The sequence below is a fragment of the Caldanaerobacter subterraneus subsp. tengcongensis MB4 genome (assembly GCF_000007085.1).
Taxonomy (GTDB): domain Bacteria; phylum Bacillota; class Thermoanaerobacteria; order Thermoanaerobacterales; family Thermoanaerobacteraceae; genus Thermoanaerobacter; species Thermoanaerobacter subterraneus.
In genome coordinates this window covers 1,698,162-1,713,291 of sequence record NC_003869.1, presented here as the reverse complement: position 1 = coordinate 1,713,291, position 15,130 = coordinate 1,698,162, and the positions used below count along the sequence as shown (strand labels likewise).

14 protein-coding genes, 2 tRNA genes and 1 other RNA gene are annotated in these 15,130 nt (G+C 39.7%); all 17 read left to right on the top strand.

Features of this window, described 5'->3' with window-relative positions; genetic code table 11:
* The first annotated feature begins 9 nt into the window (after positions 1 to 9).
* A complete protein-coding gene (locus TTE_RS08485; RefSeq protein ID WP_011025961.1) occupies positions 10 to 282 on the top strand; it encodes an acylphosphatase in 273 nt (90 codons plus the stop codon).
* Positions 283 to 403: 121 nt separating this feature from the next.
* A complete protein-coding gene (gene rpoN, locus TTE_RS08480) occupies positions 404 to 1,759 on the top strand; it encodes an RNA polymerase factor sigma-54 (protein ID WP_011025960.1) in 1,356 nt (451 codons plus the stop codon).
* Positions 1,760 to 1,877: 118 nt separating this feature from the next.
* A complete protein-coding gene (locus TTE_RS08475) occupies positions 1,878 to 2,900 on the top strand; it encodes a sugar-binding transcriptional regulator (protein WP_011025959.1) in 1,023 nt (340 codons plus the stop codon).
* 50 nt (positions 2,901 to 2,950) lie between these two features.
* Entirely contained in the window at positions 2,951 to 3,958 is a 1,008-nt protein-coding gene (gene gap / locus TTE_RS08470; protein WP_011025958.1) for a type I glyceraldehyde-3-phosphate dehydrogenase, read from the top strand.
* Positions 3,959 to 4,024: 66 nt separating this feature from the next.
* Positions 4,025 to 5,209: a phosphoglycerate kinase gene (locus TTE_RS08465; RefSeq protein ID WP_011025957.1), complete on the top strand. Its 1,185-nt coding sequence runs from the start codon at positions 4,025 to 4,027 to the stop codon at positions 5,207 to 5,209.
* Between the two features lie 14 nt (positions 5,210 to 5,223).
* A complete protein-coding gene (gene tpiA, locus TTE_RS08460) occupies positions 5,224 to 5,970 on the top strand; it encodes a triose-phosphate isomerase (RefSeq protein ID WP_011025956.1) in 747 nt (248 codons plus the stop codon).
* A gap of 25 nt (positions 5,971 to 5,995) precedes the next feature.
* Positions 5,996 to 7,285 (top strand): phosphopyruvate hydratase, encoded by a 1,290-nt coding sequence (gene eno / locus TTE_RS08455; RefSeq protein WP_011025955.1) that lies wholly within the window; start codon positions 5,996 to 5,998, stop codon positions 7,283 to 7,285.
* A gap of 127 nt (positions 7,286 to 7,412) precedes the next feature.
* Positions 7,413 to 7,652 carry a preprotein translocase subunit SecG gene (gene secG, locus TTE_RS08450; protein WP_011025954.1) on the top strand — a complete coding sequence of 80 codons (240 nt, stop codon included), beginning with the start codon at positions 7,413 to 7,415 and terminating at the stop codon, positions 7,650 to 7,652.
* A 59-nt stretch (positions 7,653 to 7,711) separates the two neighbouring features.
* On the top strand, positions 7,712 to 8,731 hold the full coding sequence (locus TTE_RS08445) for a deoxyguanosinetriphosphate triphosphohydrolase (RefSeq protein WP_011025953.1): 1,020 nt from the start codon (positions 7,712 to 7,714) through the stop codon (positions 8,729 to 8,731).
* A 96-nt stretch (positions 8,732 to 8,827) separates the two neighbouring features.
* A complete protein-coding gene (gene dnaG / locus TTE_RS08440) occupies positions 8,828 to 10,630 on the top strand; it encodes a DNA primase (RefSeq protein WP_011025952.1) in 1,803 nt (600 codons plus the stop codon).
* A gap of 13 nt (positions 10,631 to 10,643) precedes the next feature.
* A complete protein-coding gene (gene rpoD, locus TTE_RS08435) occupies positions 10,644 to 11,723 on the top strand; it encodes an RNA polymerase sigma factor RpoD (RefSeq protein WP_041587179.1) in 1,080 nt (359 codons plus the stop codon).
* Positions 11,724 to 11,775: 52 nt separating this feature from the next.
* Positions 11,776 to 11,850, top strand: a tRNA-Asn gene (locus TTE_RS08430).
* A gap of 6 nt (positions 11,851 to 11,856) precedes the next feature.
* Positions 11,857 to 11,932: transfer RNA gene (locus TTE_RS08425), tRNA-Ile, on the top strand.
* Between the two features lie 63 nt (positions 11,933 to 11,995).
* Complete coding sequence (locus TTE_RS08420) at positions 11,996 to 12,700, top strand: tRNA (adenine(22)-N(1))-methyltransferase (protein ID WP_011025950.1); 705 nt, start codon at positions 11,996 to 11,998, stop codon at positions 12,698 to 12,700.
* The gene (locus tag TTE_RS08415) at positions 12,660 to 13,775 is read left to right on the top strand and encodes a Nif3-like dinuclear metal center hexameric protein (protein WP_041587178.1); all 1,116 of its coding nucleotides are present in this window, start codon (positions 12,660 to 12,662) and stop codon (positions 13,773 to 13,775) included. Before TTE_RS08420 ends, TTE_RS08415 begins: the two co-directional genes overlap by 41 nt.
* Positions 13,776 to 13,848: 73 nt before the next feature.
* An RNA gene (gene rnpB, locus TTE_RS13375) (RNase P RNA component class A) lies at positions 13,849 to 14,203 on the top strand.
* 175 nt (positions 14,204 to 14,378) lie between these two features.
* Entirely contained in the window at positions 14,379 to 15,077 is a 699-nt protein-coding gene (gene deoD / locus TTE_RS08410) for a purine-nucleoside phosphorylase (protein ID WP_011025948.1), read from the top strand.
* Positions 15,078 to 15,130: the final 53 nt, after the last annotated feature.

Genomic DNA, 15,130 nt, shown 5'->3' with positions numbered 1-15,130 from the left:
GATTTTGTTATGAAAAAGACTGTTCATTTGAGGATAACTGGACATGTCCAGGGAGTGGGGCTCAGGTATTCTGTGTATCAGAAGGCTACGTCTCTTGGAATTACGGGCTATGCAGAGAATTTGTACGATGGAAGTGTTGAAGTGGTAGCAGAAGGGGATGAGGAGAGCATAAAGGAGCTCATACATTTTATCAAGACAGGCTTGAGGTGGGCAAGAGTGGATAACGTGGAGGAGAGATGGTTAGAGTATAAAGGTCAGTACAAAGATTTTCGCATTTATTGAGGTTTTCCTTTCTTTTTTTATTTATTTAAACGTTTAAATGTGATATAATATTTTAAAAAGCTTCATCTATTTAGTGGATTAAATTACCTTGTGTATAAGATGGGATTGAGGGTGCATGGGTATGAGGATGGAATTTGATCTGAAACTTCAGCAAACCCAAAAGCTCATAATGACTCCAGAGCTAAAACAGGCTATTGAAATTTTGCAGTTAAATGCTCTGGAGTTAAATGAATTGATACAGCAGGAACTGGAGAATAATCCCCTTCTTGAGAGAGAAGAGGTTGAAGAAGATATATACGTGGTAGATGTCAAAGAATTGGCCAAAAGCATAAGGGAAATGGAAAAGAGGATGTACTACAGGGATTCTGATGATGAGGAAATGGATGAATTCAATTATGAGAATTTTGTGTCTGCTAAACCAGGCTTAAGCGATCATCTTCTTTTTCAACTTCATATAACACCTGTTCCTACTAGGATTCGCAAGATATGCGAGTATATAATATTTAGCCTAACTCCCAGTGGTTATTTAAAAGAAGATGTAAGAGAAATTGCACAGATGCTGGAGTGCACTGAAGAAGAGGTTTTGGAGGCATTGGCTGTTGTGCAATCTTTTGACCCCCCTGGTGTAGGTGCCCGCAATTTGCAGGAGTGTCTGAAACTTCAGCTTCTTGCACAGGGCAATTACAAAGGAATTATAAAAGACCTTGTTGAAAATCATTTAGAAGATATTGCAGAGGGCAGGTATTCTTACTTAGCAAAGCTTTACAATGTGTCTGCAAAAGAGGTGCAGAAGGCGGTAGATGCGATAAAAAAGTTAAATCCCAAACCGGGAAGCGTTTTTGCACCGGAAGCAGAAGGGTATATAGTTCCTGATGTAGAAGTGATAAAAAGGGATGGGGAGTATTTGGTGTTAGTAAATGATTCGAATATTCCGAGGTTACGGATTAACAGTTACTATTATTCCATATTAGAAAGTTCTGATGAAGAAGCTAAAAAATATATAACCTCTAAACTCCAGTCAGCTATGTGGCTTATAAAAAGCATAGAGAGCAGAAAGGAAACGCTGTATAAAGTTGTAAAGACCATAGTTGACCTTCAGAAAGAGTTTTTGGATAAAGGGATAAATTACTTGAAGCCTTTGACGCAAAAGCAGGTTGCGGATATACTCGGAATACATGAGTCAACTGTCAGCAGAGCTATAAACGGAAAATACGTCCAGACTCCAAGAGGGACTTTTGAGCTCAAGTTTTTCTTCCAGTCGGGGCTTTCCAGCAAGAATGGAAAAGAGTTTTCAGCTGAAACTGTTAAAAATTTGATTAAAAAGTTGATAGAGGAGGAAGACCCTGCGAACCCCTTAAGCGACCAGAAAATAGCAGAGATTTTAAGGGAGAAAAATATAAATATTTCTAGGCGAACTGTGGCAAAATATAGGGAGGAATGCAATATCCCTTCAACTCTTAAGCGAAAAAGATATTAAGTTTTTGTATTGAAAAAGGTTTGAAATTAGTATAAAATAGTTGGTGTAGGTTATTTTTATAAAAGGTGGGACATTTAAAGAATAACGGGACGGGAAGTGTCCTGAAGAGGGAAATGACATGAAGGATATAATAGCCTTGCAACAGAAAATAGTACCAGAGCTTATAGAACTTCTCCAAAAAAGGTATGCTATAATGAGAAACATCTACTTTAACCAGCCCATAGGTCGTCGAGCTCTTTCTCACCAGTTAAACATAGGAGAAAGGATAATACGCACAGAGGTTTCTTTTCTGAAGTCCCAGGGCCTCATAGATATAAATCCAATGGGCATGACAGTCACTAAAGAAGGCGAAGAATTGATTGAGAGCTTGAAAGATTTTATACATGAACTCAAGGGACTTGATAACATAGAGAAAGTCCTTGAGGAAAAATTAAAAGTGGAAAAAGTTATAGTGGTGCCTGGAAATACAGAAGAAGACCCGATGACAAAAAAAGAGCTTGGCAAATCTGCCGCCAATTACCTTAGAGAAATAATAAGGTATGACAGTGTCATAGCTTTAACAGGCGGATCTACTGTGCTGGAAGTTGCAAATGGCATGCCTCAATTGTACGCCCAATCAGAGATAGTAGTAGTTCCTGCTCGTGGAGGTCTAGGGAGGGAAGTAGAAAAACAGGCTAACACGATTGCCTCCATACTCGCTAAAAAACTTGGCGGTACATATAAGATGTTGTATGTTCCTGACCATTTAAGCAAAGAAGCAGTAGAAAGCCTTATGAAAGAGCCTGATATAAAAGAAGTAGTTGATATACTCAAAAAAGCGGACATCCTCATCTTTGGAATAGGTAGAGCTGATGTGATGGCTGACAGGAGAAATCTTCCACAGTCTATAAAGGATTTTTTAAAGGAGAAAGGTGCTGTGGCAGAAAGCCTGGGATATTACTTTGATAAAGAGGGAAAAATAGTATACGCAACACCTAGTATTTTCCTTACCATTGATGATTTGAAGTCAGTAAAGCATTTGATAGGAGTTTCTGGTGGGAAGAGCAAGGCAGAAGCTATTCTAGCCACCTGCAGAAGTGGAAATGTTAAGGTGCTCGTGACTGATGAAGGAGCTGCTTTTGAAATTTTAAGAATGGTGTAAAAACACCTTATAAGGTGTTTAACAAAAAAACTAACAAGGAGGAGTACATAATGGGTGTTAGAGTAGGAATTAACGGTTTTGGAAGAATAGGAAGGAATGTGTTTAGAGCTGCTTTAAAGAAAAATGCTGATTTAGAATTTGTGGCTGTCAATGATTTGACAGATGCTAAAACATTGGCTCACCTTCTCAAATACGACTCTGTCTTAGGGAAATTTGAAGGGGAGGTTTCTTACACTGATGACTCTCTAATTGTAAATGGGAAAGAGATAAAGATATTCAAGGAAACAGACCCAGGTAAGCTTCCATGGGGAGATTTGGGAGTGGACATTGTAATTGAGTCTACAGGAAGATTTACTAACAAAGAGGATGCTATAAAGCACATACACGGTGGAGCTAAAAAGGTGATAATTACAGCTCCTGCAAAAAATGAGGATGTTACAATTGTGATGGGTGTAAATGAGCACATGTATGACCCTGCTAATCACCATGTGATTTCAAACGCATCATGTACGACAAACTGCTTGGCTCCTATTGCAAAAGTATTGAATGACAAATTCCGCATTAAAAAAGGTATGATGACAACAGTTCACTCTTATACAAATGACCAGAGAATATTGGATCTTCCTCACAGTGATTTGAGAAGAGCGAGAGCTGCAGCTGTTTCAATAATACCTACGACAACAGGTGCGGCAAAGGCCATCCACTTGGTAATTCCTGAGTTAAAAGGCAAGATGAACGGTTTTGCAATGAGAGTTCCAACGCCTAACGTTTCAGTTGTAGATTTGGTGGCTGAAGTAGAAATTCCAACCACGGTAGAGGAAGTAAACGCTGCTATGAAGGAAGCTTCTGAGACATACATGAAAGGTATCTTGGGATACTCTGAGGACCCATTGGTTTCTGTGGACTACAAGGGAGACGACAGGTCTTCAATAGTGGATGCTCCTCTCACAATGGTAGTGGAGGGCACACTCGTTAAAGTAGTTTCCTGGTACGACAACGAATGGGGTTACTCCAACAGAGTCGTTGACCTGGCTCTTTATATAGCTGAAAGGATGTAGCAGGGCAAAGGTCCGCGTCCTTCAAGGACCGGACCTTTAAATCCTAATATAGGGGAGGTTTTTGAAGTGAAAAAGAAAACTGTGAGAGACATAGACGTTAGCGGAAAAAGAGTTTTAGTTAGAGTAGATTTTAACGTGCCGATGGATGAAAATAAAAACATAACAGATGACAGGCGCATAAGAGAAGCTCTTCCCACCATTGAGTATTTAATAAATCACAACGCAAAAGTGATACTGGTATCTCACCTGGGGAGACCTAAGGGGAAATTCAATCCGGATTACTCTTTAAAGCCTGTTGCAAAAAGGCTGTCTGAGCTTTTGAAAAAGCCTGTAATTATGGCAGAGGATGTGATTGGAGAAGATGCTAAGGTAAAAGCTGCTGCCTTAAAAGAAGGGGAAGTTCTCCTTTTGGAAAATGTTAGATTCCATGCAGAAGAGGAGAAGAATGACCCTGAATTTGCAAAAGAGCTTGCATCTTTAGCAGATATATACGTAAATGATGCTTTTGGCACTGCTCACAGGGCTCACGCTTCTACTGCAGGAGTTGCCAAGTATCTTCCAGCAGTGGCAGGTTTTTTAATTGAAAAAGAGCTTTCTATAATGGGAGAAGCGTTGGAGAATCCTAAGAGACCTTTTGTGGCGATTTTAGGTGGAGCTAAAGTTTCTGATAAAATTGGGGTTATAACAAATCTTCTGGAAAAAGTGGACAGCCTGTTAATTGGCGGTGGAATGGCTTATACCTTTATTAAGGCGAAGGGCTACGAAATAGGGAAATCTCTTTTGGAAGAGGATAAAATTGAACTAGCAAAGGAAATAATGGAAAAAGCAAAGCAGAAGGGCGTAAATTTCATGCTTCCTGTTGATACAGTTATCGCGAAAGAGTTAAAATCCGGGGTACCTTATGAAGTGGTTGACATTGACAAAATGCCAGAAGACCAGATAGGAGTTGACATTGGGCCTAAAACAATAGAAGAGTATTCAAAAGTGATAAAGCATGCCATGACAGTTGTATGGAATGGACCAATGGGAGTTTTTGAAATACCTGAATTTGCCAAAGGTACAAAAGCTATCGCAAAGGCTTTGAGCGAGTGCAAAGGTACAACAATAGTAGGAGGAGGAGATTCTGCAGCTGCCATAGAACAGCTTGGCTATGCTGATAAAGTCACCCACATTTCAACTGGAGGCGGTGCGTCACTGGAATTTTTAGAGGGGAAAGTCTTGCCGGGAATTGACATTTTGAATGATAAGTAAAGGGGTGTTTTGTTTTGAGAAGGCCTATAATTGCAGGAAATTGGAAAATGCATAAGACCCCTTCAGAGGCAGTGAAATTGGTAGAAGAGCTGATTCCTCTAGTAAAAGATGCAAAAGCCGAAGTAGTAGTAATTCCCCCTTTTGTAGATTTGACAGAAGTTGCTAGAGTCATAAAAGGTACTAATATATTGCTGGGAGCACAAAACATGTTCTGGGAAGAAAAGGGGGCTTACACAGGAGAAATTTCACCTGTAATGCTAAAAGAAATAGGAGTAACTTATGTGGTAATTGGCCATTCTGAAAGAAGGCAGTATTTTAAAGAGACAGATGAAATGGTGAATAAAAAAGTGTTGTCTGCCCTTTCACACGATTTAAAACCTATCGTCTGTGTAGGAGAATCTCTTTCTCAAAGAGAGGAAGGAAAAACTTACGATGTAGTTTTAACTCAGACAAGGGAAGCTTTAAAAGGCGTATCTGAGGAAGATATAACAAAAGTAGTCATCGCTTATGAGCCTGTTTGGGCAATAGGGACGGGTAAAAATGCTACTCCACAGGACGCCAATGAGGTTATAAAAGCTATAAGGAATACAATAGCAGAACTTTATGGGAAAGATAAGGCTGAAATGGTGAGAATACAGTACGGAGGAAGTGTGAAACCTGATAACATCTCTGGTTTCATGGCAGAAAGCGATATAGACGGAGCTTTGGTTGGCGGTGCCAGCCTTGTGGCTGAGGATTTTGCAAAGATTGTGAATTACTAAATTTTACATAGAAAGGGGAAGTGGTATGTCATCAATTATTGATATTTATGCGAGGGAAATATTAGATTCTCGTGGCAATCCTACGATTGAGGTAGAAGTTGAATTAGACAGTGGTGCAGTGGGAAGAGCTGCTGTACCGTCTGGGGCTTCTACTGGGGCTTTTGAAGCAATTGAGTTAAGAGATGGAGATAAGTCAAGATACTTAGGAAAAGGCGTATTGAAAGCAGTACAGAATGTAAATGACATTATTGCGCCAGAATTAATTGGTATGGAAGCACAGGACCAGGTAGCAATTGATAAAGCTATGATTGAACTGGATGGAACGCCCAATAAAAGCAAGTTAGGAGCAAATGCTATTTTAGGTGTGTCTTTGGCAGTTGCAAAAGCGGCAGCAGAAGAGCTGGGTCTTCCTCTGTACCAGTATTTAGGGGGCGTAAATGCTAAGACACTTCCTGTTCCAATGATGAACATACTAAATGGCGGAAAGCATGCTGACAACAATGTAGATATACAAGAGTTTATGATTATGCCTGTAGGAGCTCCCAATTTTAAAGAGGCTTTAAGGATGTGTTCAGAAGTTTATCACAGCCTGAAAAATGTGCTTCACTCCAAGGGATTGAGCACTACAGTTGGCGATGAGGGAGGTTTTGCGCCTAACCTTACATCGAATGAAGAGGCAATTAAAGTAATACTTGAGGCTATAGAAAAAGCCGGATATGTACCTGGGGAAGACATAGTTTTAGCGTTGGACCCTGCGGCCACTGAAATGTACAAAGAAGATGGGAAATACCATTTTGAAGGAGAGGGAATTGTGAGAACTTCTGAGGAAATGATAGAGTTCTGGGAGCAGCTCGTCAGCAAATACCCCATTGTTTCTATAGAAGATGGACTTGCAGAGGAAGACTGGAACGGATGGAAACTCTTAACTGAAAGATTGGGCAAAAAGGTGCAGCTAGTAGGAGACGACCTATTTGTGACGAATACGGAAAGGCTCTCAAAAGGCATTAACATGGGAGTTGCAAATTCAATACTCATAAAGCTCAATCAGATAGGTACTCTGACAGAGACATTGGATGCCATTGAAATGGCTAAAAGGGCAGGCTACACTGCTATCGTATCTCACAGGTCAGGAGAGACGGAAGATACAACTATTGCTGATTTAGTAGTAGCTACAAATGTAGGTCAGATCAAAACAGGTGCTCCAGCAAGGACCGATAGAGTTGCAAAATATAACCAATTATTAAGAATAGAAGAAGCATTGGGAAGCGTGGCCCAGTATCCTGGAAAAAATGCTTTCTACAACATCAGAAAATAAAAAAAGCTTAAAGGGGACTTTTCGCGTCCCCTTTTCTAAATTTCCTCTTGATTTGTAAAAGATGTACTTGTATAATATATACTGTGGCATTATTGGGCTTAAAAATTTTAAATGAGGCGGTGTGAACATGCTGACGACAGTGCTTATGGTTATGCAGGTTCTGGTTAGCATATTTTTGATAGTTATAGTGCTCCTTCAAAAAGGGAAAAGTGCAGGAATTTCAGGAGTAATTGCTGGTGGAGCGGAAACTTTCTTTGGCAAACACAAGGCGAAAACTTTAGAGGGTACTTTAGAAAGGCTTACAGTAATCGGTGCTACACTTTTTATAGTTTTATCGATAATACTTACAATATTGATGGCAAGATAAACGATAAAAACCCTTTTATGGGTTTTTATTTTTACTATTTAAAAAGGCCAGGTGGTCGGATGAAAGTTAGAGAAATTACAGAGGAGCTGGAATACAAGCTCCTTTCTCCATATGCTGCGAAAAGCCGAGAAAGCCGTGGAAGAGCCAGAGAAGAAGAAAAGTGCGACATAAGGACTGATTTTCAAAGAGATAGGGACAGAATAATTCACAGTAAAGCCTTTAGAAGATTAAGCCATAAGACACAGGTTTTTATTTCTCCGGAAGGGGACCACTACAGGACAAGGTTAACTCACACACTGGAGGTAGCACAAATTGCCCGCACAATAGCGAGGGCTTTAAGACTGAATGAAGACTTGACAGAAGCGATTGCCTTAGGACACGATTTGGGTCATACTCCTTTTGGGCATTCTGGAGAAGAAGTCCTAAATAAACTCTTAAAAGGTGGATTCAGACACAGCGAGCAGAGCATAAGAGTGGTAGAAGTTTTAGAAAATGACGGAAAGGGGCTTAATCTTACTTGGGAAGTGAAGGATGGGATATTAAACCATTCTACTGGAGGAAAACCCAGTACTTTGGAAGGGCAAGTGGTGCAGATTTCTGATAAGATAGCATATATAAATCACGATATAGACGATGCTATAAGAGGGAGAGTACTAAAACCAGAGGATTTGCCGAAGGATTTGATAGCTATTTTGGGGGATAAGCATGGCAAGAGGATAGACACAATGGTGAGGGATGTCATTTATAACAGCATGGGGAAACCAGAGGTTTCCATGAGCAAGGAGATATATGAGGCGACATATCAGTTAAGGGCTTTTCTGTTCGAAAAGGTATATATTGGCTCGAAAGCCAAAAGAGATGAAGAAAAAGCCAAAAGAGTTGTTGAGCAGCTTTTTTATTATTTCTATGACAATGTAGATAAAATGCCTAAAGAGTTTGTAAGACTTGCCGAAATTTATGGAAGAGAGAGGGCTGTAGCTGACTATATTGCGGGAATGACAGATAAATACGCTCTTTTAAAGTACAAGGAAATTTTTCTGCCTAGCCCGTGGTTTGAGCAAAATATTTTTGACTTATAAAAGAAGGATTTTTTAATTTTTTGTCGAATATATATTGGACGTCATAAAAAGAGGAATTTAACAATTTCTGTCGAATAGAATAATTAGGTGATATTGATGGCTTATACGAGAGAGTCCATTGAAAAGGTGATAGAGGCCAATGACATTGTAGATGTGATTTCTGACTATGTAGAGCTCAAAAGAGCTGGAAAGGAATTTCGGGGACTCTGCCCTTTTCACAGGGAGAAGACGCCATCTTTTATGGTAAGCCCTACTAAACAGGTATACCATTGTTTTGGTTGCAATGCCAGTGGCAATGTAGTGACCTTTATAATGGATATTGAAAATTTAAGCTTTAAAGAGGCTATTGAATTTTTGGCTGAAAGAGCAGGGATTCCTCTAGAAGAAGTAGATTTAAGTGAAGAAGAGGCCAAGAGGAAGAAGATAATTGAGGAAATATACAGAGTAAATAAAATAGCTGCTTTGTTTTTTCATCGGAAACTCTTTTCAGAAGAAGGAGTCAAAGCTTTAGAATACTTAAAGAGTAGAGGACTTAGCAGCACTACAATAAAAAAATTTGGCATAGGGTATGCTCCCTCAAATGATGACCTCCTTAATTTCTTAAAAGGAAAAGGATATAAAGAAAATTTTTTAAGCAAAGCAGGACTTGTGGTTTATAAAAGTGGCAAATACTATGACAGGTTTAAAGATAGGGTCATGTTTCCTATCATCGATGTAAGGGGCAATGTGGTAGGATTTGGGGGACGAGCCCTGGATGATTCTTTGCCTAAATATCTTAATACACCTGAGACTGAAATCTTTAAAAAAGGCAAGACTCTTTTTGCTATAAACTTTGCGAAAAAAACCCAAGATGACAAGTTTATAATAGTGGAAGGATATATGGATGCAATTTCTCTGCATCAGGCAGGTATTGACTGTGCTGTTGCGTCTTTGGGGACCGCTTTGACTGAAGATCAGGCAAGGCTTATAAAAAGATACAAGAAAAATGTCGTGATTGCTTATGATGCTGATGAAGCTGGGGTTAATGCTACGTTGAGGGGACTTGACATTTTAGAAAAATTGAATATAAATATAAAAGTGCTGAGCATACCTGAAGGGAAAGACCCTGATGAATTTATTAAAAAAGAGGGAAGCGAGGCCTTTAGAAGGCTTGTTGAAAATGCTGAAAGTTTGATAGAGTTTAAGTCGAAAATTTTCAAAAAAGGTTTTGACTTTGAAAAAGTTGAAGATAGAATAATATATGTTAAAAAAATTGCAAGTGAAATAGCAAAAATTTCTGACGAAGTGAAAAGAGAAGTTTATATTTCAGCTGCTGCTAAAACTGCTCAAATACCTGAAAATGCTGTTAGAACAGAGGTTGACCGATTTGTCAAGAGGGAAACCGAAAAAAAACAAAAATTTATGTATAGGACTGGCAATATAAGGCATAATATATACAGTAGCAGTAAAATATCACCAGAAAAGTACTTAATTGCATTGCTTTTACACGATAATAATTTGTATCACAAGATAAAAGGTGTAATTAAACCGGATATGTTGGAGGACTCCAAGTTAAAACCTATCTTTGAGGAAATAGTATCGAGTTTAGAGGGAGGAAAACAGGTTCAAATAAAAGATATAGTATACCTTATTCAGGAGGAAGATAACTTAATTTCAGATTTTAACGATATAGTAAAAGCCCTTTTTGAAGCGGAGGACCTTTCGCAAATGGTGGATGACATCCTGCAGAAGATTTTGCTAAATAATCTTGCAAGAAAGAGAGAAGAGATAAGAAAAGAGATATTAAATGCTCATCTTCTGGGGGATGTAGAAAAAGAGAGAGAGCTTCTTATTAAACTTCAAAATTGTGAAAAGGAGATGCTTAAGATAAAAGATGGGCAGAAAGAGAGAAACCCATAGGGAGGGGAAATCTATGAGTAACAATGAAGAATTAGCAAGAGAAGCCATTAATGAACTTATAAATAAAGGGAAAAAAACCGGAATGCTCACTTACAATGAAATAATGGACTCCCTTGAGGATATAGATTTAAATCCTGACCAAATCGAAAAAGTATATGACACTTTTGAAGATATGGGAATAGAAATAGTAGGAGATGAACCCCGACAGGAAGAAATATCAGAAGAGGACCTCAATTTGGACGACCTCTCTCTTCCTGAGGGAGTCAGCATAGATGACCCTGTGAGGATGTACCTCAAAGAAATCGGCAAGATACCTCTACTCACTCCAGAAGAAGAAATTGAATTGGCAAAAAGAATAGAGCAGGGAGATGAAGAAGCGAAAAAGCGCCTGATAGAAGCTAATTTGAGGTTGGTGGTAAGCATTGCAAAAAGGTACGTAGGGCGTGGCATGCTCTTTTTAGACTTGATACAAGAGGGTAATCTCGGGCTTTTGAAGGCCGTAGAAAAATTTGACTACAGAAAAGGGTATAAATTCAGCACCTATGCTACATGGTGGATCAGACAGGCTATAACTAGAGCTATAGCTGATCAAGCTAGGACGATAAGAATTCCTGTGCACATGGTAGAAACTATAAACAAATTGATAAGGGTGCAAAGGCAATTGCTCCAGGAATTAGGCCGTGAACCTACCCCTGAAGAATTGGCAAAAGAAATGGGAATGCCTGAAGAAAAAGTCAGAGAAATTCTCAAAATAGCTCAAGAACCAGTTTCTCTTGAGACTCCTATAGGTGAAGAGGAAGACAGTCACTTGGGAGATTTCATACCTGATGAAGATGCTCCGGCTCCTGCAGAAGCTGCAGCTTACACCATGCTGAAAGAGCAACTCATGGATGTTTTAGATACGCTGACTCCTAGGGAGGAGAAGGTATTGCGGTTAAGGTTTGGACTTGACGATGGACGAGCTAGAACTCTTGAAGAAGTTGGCAAAGAATTTAACGTCACAAGAGAGAGAATAAGGCAGATTGAAGCAAAAGCTTTGAGAAAATTGAGGCATCCTTCAAGGTCCAAAAAATTAAAAGATTTTCTCGATTGATGATGGCTTCTTGACAATCTCGCAAAAATCATTATAATTAATATTAGCGTATTCCTCAGTAGCTCAAGGGTAGAGCAGCCGGCTGTTAACCGGCAGGTTGTAGGTTCGAATCCTACCTGAGGAGCCACTTTTTGGGCCTTTAGCTCAGCTGGCAGAGCGGTCGGCTCATAACCGATTGGTCCGGGGTTCGAATCCCTGAAGGCCCACCATCTCGATAAAAAAAGCATTTGAGGTTGTCAAATGCTTTTTATTTTTTTGTTTTGGAGGATTGTATGAGACTTCCAGAGCGTCTAAAAGCTATCACTAAATACATTCCGCCAGAGGTAAGAGTAGCTGATATTGGCACTGACCATGGGTTTATACCCATTTATCTTGTTGAGAATAAAATTGCTAAATACGTTATAGCAACTGATTTAAATTGCGGTTCCCTCAATAAGGCGATTGACAATATAAAAAATAAAAACTTAGAGATGTTTATAGAGACCAGATTAGGGGACGGATTAAAGGTGCTCACACCTGGAGAGGTGGAAGTTGCGATTATTGCAGGTATGGGTGGGCTTTTGATAATAAAAATCCTCACAGAAGGGAAAGAGATAGCACAAACTATAAAAAAATTCATTTTTCAGCCAATGAGGGATGCTGATAAATTAAGGAGATATCTAGTTCAGAACGGCTATAAAATTTCTGAGGAAGATTTAGTAAAAGAAAGAGGCAAGTTTTATGAGATTATAATAGCAGAACATGGTAGACAAAAGATTGAAAATGACGTATATTACGAAATAGGGCCAAAACTCGTAGAAAAAAATCATCCCCTTCTTAAAGAGTTTTTGCTTTACAAGATACAAAAAATTCGAAGGATTTTGAATAAAATTCCACCTGGAGATCCAAAGAGAAAAGGCTTAGAAGAGAAAATAAAAAAGCTTGAGGTGTTGGGCGATGGCAGTGAAATGCCAAACAATAGTTTCTATAATGGATAGGCTTGCGCCGCGCAAATTTGCCCAGGATTGGGACAATGTGGGGTTAATTGTAGGAGACCCTTTACAGGATGTTTCGAAGATACTAGTAGCACTTGATGCCACTCATGAAGTTGTTGAAGAAGCTATAGAGAAAAAAGTAGATATGATTGTGACTCATCATCCGCTGATTTTTAAGTCTATAAAATCTGTCAGATCCGATACGCCAGTCGGCATGCTTGTCATGAAACTTATCAAACATGAGATTTCCCTTTATGCAGCTCATACTTCTTTTGATATAGCACCAAATGGCATGAATGACATCTTGTGCAATATATTGGGGATTTACGAAAGAGAAGTTCTAGATGTCACATATTCAGAAGATTATAAAAAAGTCGTTGTGTACGTGCCCAAGGGATATGAAGATGTAGTGCGGAATGCCATGTGCAGCGCAGGAGCAGGTTTTATAGGAAATTACAGCGATTCCACTTTTCAGGTAGAAGGCACAGGCACTTTCAAACCTATGGAGGGAGCCGACCCATTTATTGGGGAAGTAGGGAAGTTAGAAAAGGTAGAAGAAATAAGACTGGAAACAGTAGTTCCACAAAAATATTTGGATAAAGTGATAAACGCCATGCTAAGAGTCCATCCCTATGAAGAAGTTGCTTATGACGTTTATTCACTGGCAAATCTCAGGGAAGAGTACGGACTTGGAAGAATAGGAGTCATTGAAGAGACGACTTTGAAAGAATTAGCCTTAAAGGTCAAAGCAAAGCTTAAAGCTGAATCTCTCAAGGTGGTTGGCGATTTAGAAAGAAGAGTTAAAAAAGTTGCTGTATGCGGTGGAAGTGGTGCAAGCCTAATTCATAAGGCTGTTATGAAAGGAGCGGATGTTTTAATAACTGCCGATATAGGCTATCACGATGCGGTAGAAGCCCAGCACCTCGGTTTAGCTTTGATTGATGCTGGCCATTTTGCCACAGAAAACATAGCAGTGAGGTTTATCGCAGAATACTTGATTGATGAAACTCAAAAACAAGGGCATGAAATAGAGGTCTTTGTAAGTGAAGTTCAAAAAGACCCTTTTACATGCCTTTAAGTAAGGCTTGACAATAGCAAAAGCCTGTGGTAATATATCATTGTCTGATATAAAAAATGATATACAATGCATGTGAGTAAGTCGGATGGCCGCGGGCGAGGCATTTGCCTCGCACGAGGAAAGTCCGAGCTCCACAGGGCAGGGTGCCGGGTAACACCCGGTGGAGGCGACTCCAAGGAAAGTGCCACAGAAATGTAGACCGCCTGACGCTTTCAAAGGCGTCGGGTAAGGGTGCAACGGTGCGGTAAGAGCGCACCAGCAGCCGGGCGACCGGCTGGCTAGGTAAACCCCACCCGGAGCAAGGCAAATAGGAGGGAGTAGGTGGCCCGCCATTTCCCTCGGGTTAAGCCGCTAGAGGTATCAGGCAACTGATACCCTAGATAGATGGCCATCTAAAACAGAACTCGGCTTACGGACTTGCTCACATGCTGAAAAATTCTGCTTTCCCGGGGACGGGATTTTTTATTTGCCACTATTTTGCCAGCACAAAAATTGTGAATAGTTTGTTAAAGGGGTTTTTGTCGTTTTTTACTTTTTGTTTGATTTAAAAACGTTTTTTTGTTAATATTATATTTAGCGAAACTCATAGAGAGGAGGAAATACATGAGCATACATATTGGAGCAAAAGAAGGAGACATTGCCGAAACAGTACTGCTTCCGGGAGACCCATTGAGGGCTAAATATATAGCAGAAAATTTACTGGAAGATGCAAAGTGCTACAATGAAGTCAGAGGTATGTACGGCTTCACCGGATATTACAAGGGGAAAAGAGTGTCAGTGCAAGGAACAGGAATGGGGGTGCCTTCTATATCCATTTATGTGAATGAACTTATAACAAGTTACGGCGTGAAAAACTTGATAAGAATAGGTACATGCGGTTCATTACAGCCAGACATAAAGATAAGAGATATTGTGATTGCTATGAGCGCCTCAACTGACTCTGCTATAAATAAAATACGTTTTAATGGAATGGATTACGCTCCTACGGCAAGTTTTAAGCTTTTGAAAAAAGCCTATGACAAGGCTGTTGAAATGGGGATAGAGCCAAAAGTTGGAAATATACTTACTACAGATACTTTCTACCATGACGACCCAGAGAGCTGGAGGCTTTGGGCAAAATTTGGAGTGTTGGCTGTAGAAATGGAGACAGCGGGGCTTTACACTTTGGCTGCCAAGTATGGGGTTGATGCTCTTACTATACTTACTGTAAGCGACAGTTTGGTTACAGGTGAAGCGACCTCAGCTGAGGAGAGGCAGAAAACTTTCATGGACATGGTTAAGATTGCTCTGGAGATTGCATAGTAAAGTGGCATTTGAAAATGCCACTTTACTATTATCTATTTAGAAAGGAGAGA

Coding starts and splice junctions, on each gene's coding strand:
- TTE_RS08485 (WP_011025961.1), top strand. CDS start 10: ATGAAAAAGACTGTTCATTTGAGGATAACTGGACATGTCCAGGGAGTG.
- rpoN (WP_011025960.1), top strand. CDS start 404: ATGAGGATGGAATTTGATCTGAAACTTCAGCAAACCCAAAAGCTCATA.
- TTE_RS08475 (WP_011025959.1), top strand. CDS start 1,878: ATGAAGGATATAATAGCCTTGCAACAGAAAATAGTACCAGAGCTTATA.
- gap (WP_011025958.1), top strand. CDS start 2,951: ATGGGTGTTAGAGTAGGAATTAACGGTTTTGGAAGAATAGGAAGGAAT.
- eno (WP_011025955.1), top strand. CDS start 5,996: ATGTCATCAATTATTGATATTTATGCGAGGGAAATATTAGATTCTCGT.
- secG (WP_011025954.1), top strand. CDS start 7,413: ATGCTGACGACAGTGCTTATGGTTATGCAGGTTCTGGTTAGCATATTT.
- TTE_RS08445 (WP_011025953.1), top strand. CDS start 7,712: ATGAAAGTTAGAGAAATTACAGAGGAGCTGGAATACAAGCTCCTTTCT.
- dnaG (WP_011025952.1), top strand. CDS start 8,828: ATGGCTTATACGAGAGAGTCCATTGAAAAGGTGATAGAGGCCAATGAC.
- rpoD (WP_041587179.1), top strand. CDS start 10,644: ATGAGTAACAATGAAGAATTAGCAAGAGAAGCCATTAATGAACTTATA.
- TTE_RS08420 (WP_011025950.1), top strand. CDS start 11,996: ATGAGACTTCCAGAGCGTCTAAAAGCTATCACTAAATACATTCCGCCA.
- TTE_RS08415 (WP_041587178.1), top strand. CDS start 12,660: ATGGCAGTGAAATGCCAAACAATAGTTTCTATAATGGATAGGCTTGCG.
- deoD (WP_011025948.1), top strand. CDS start 14,379: ATGAGCATACATATTGGAGCAAAAGAAGGAGACATTGCCGAAACAGTA.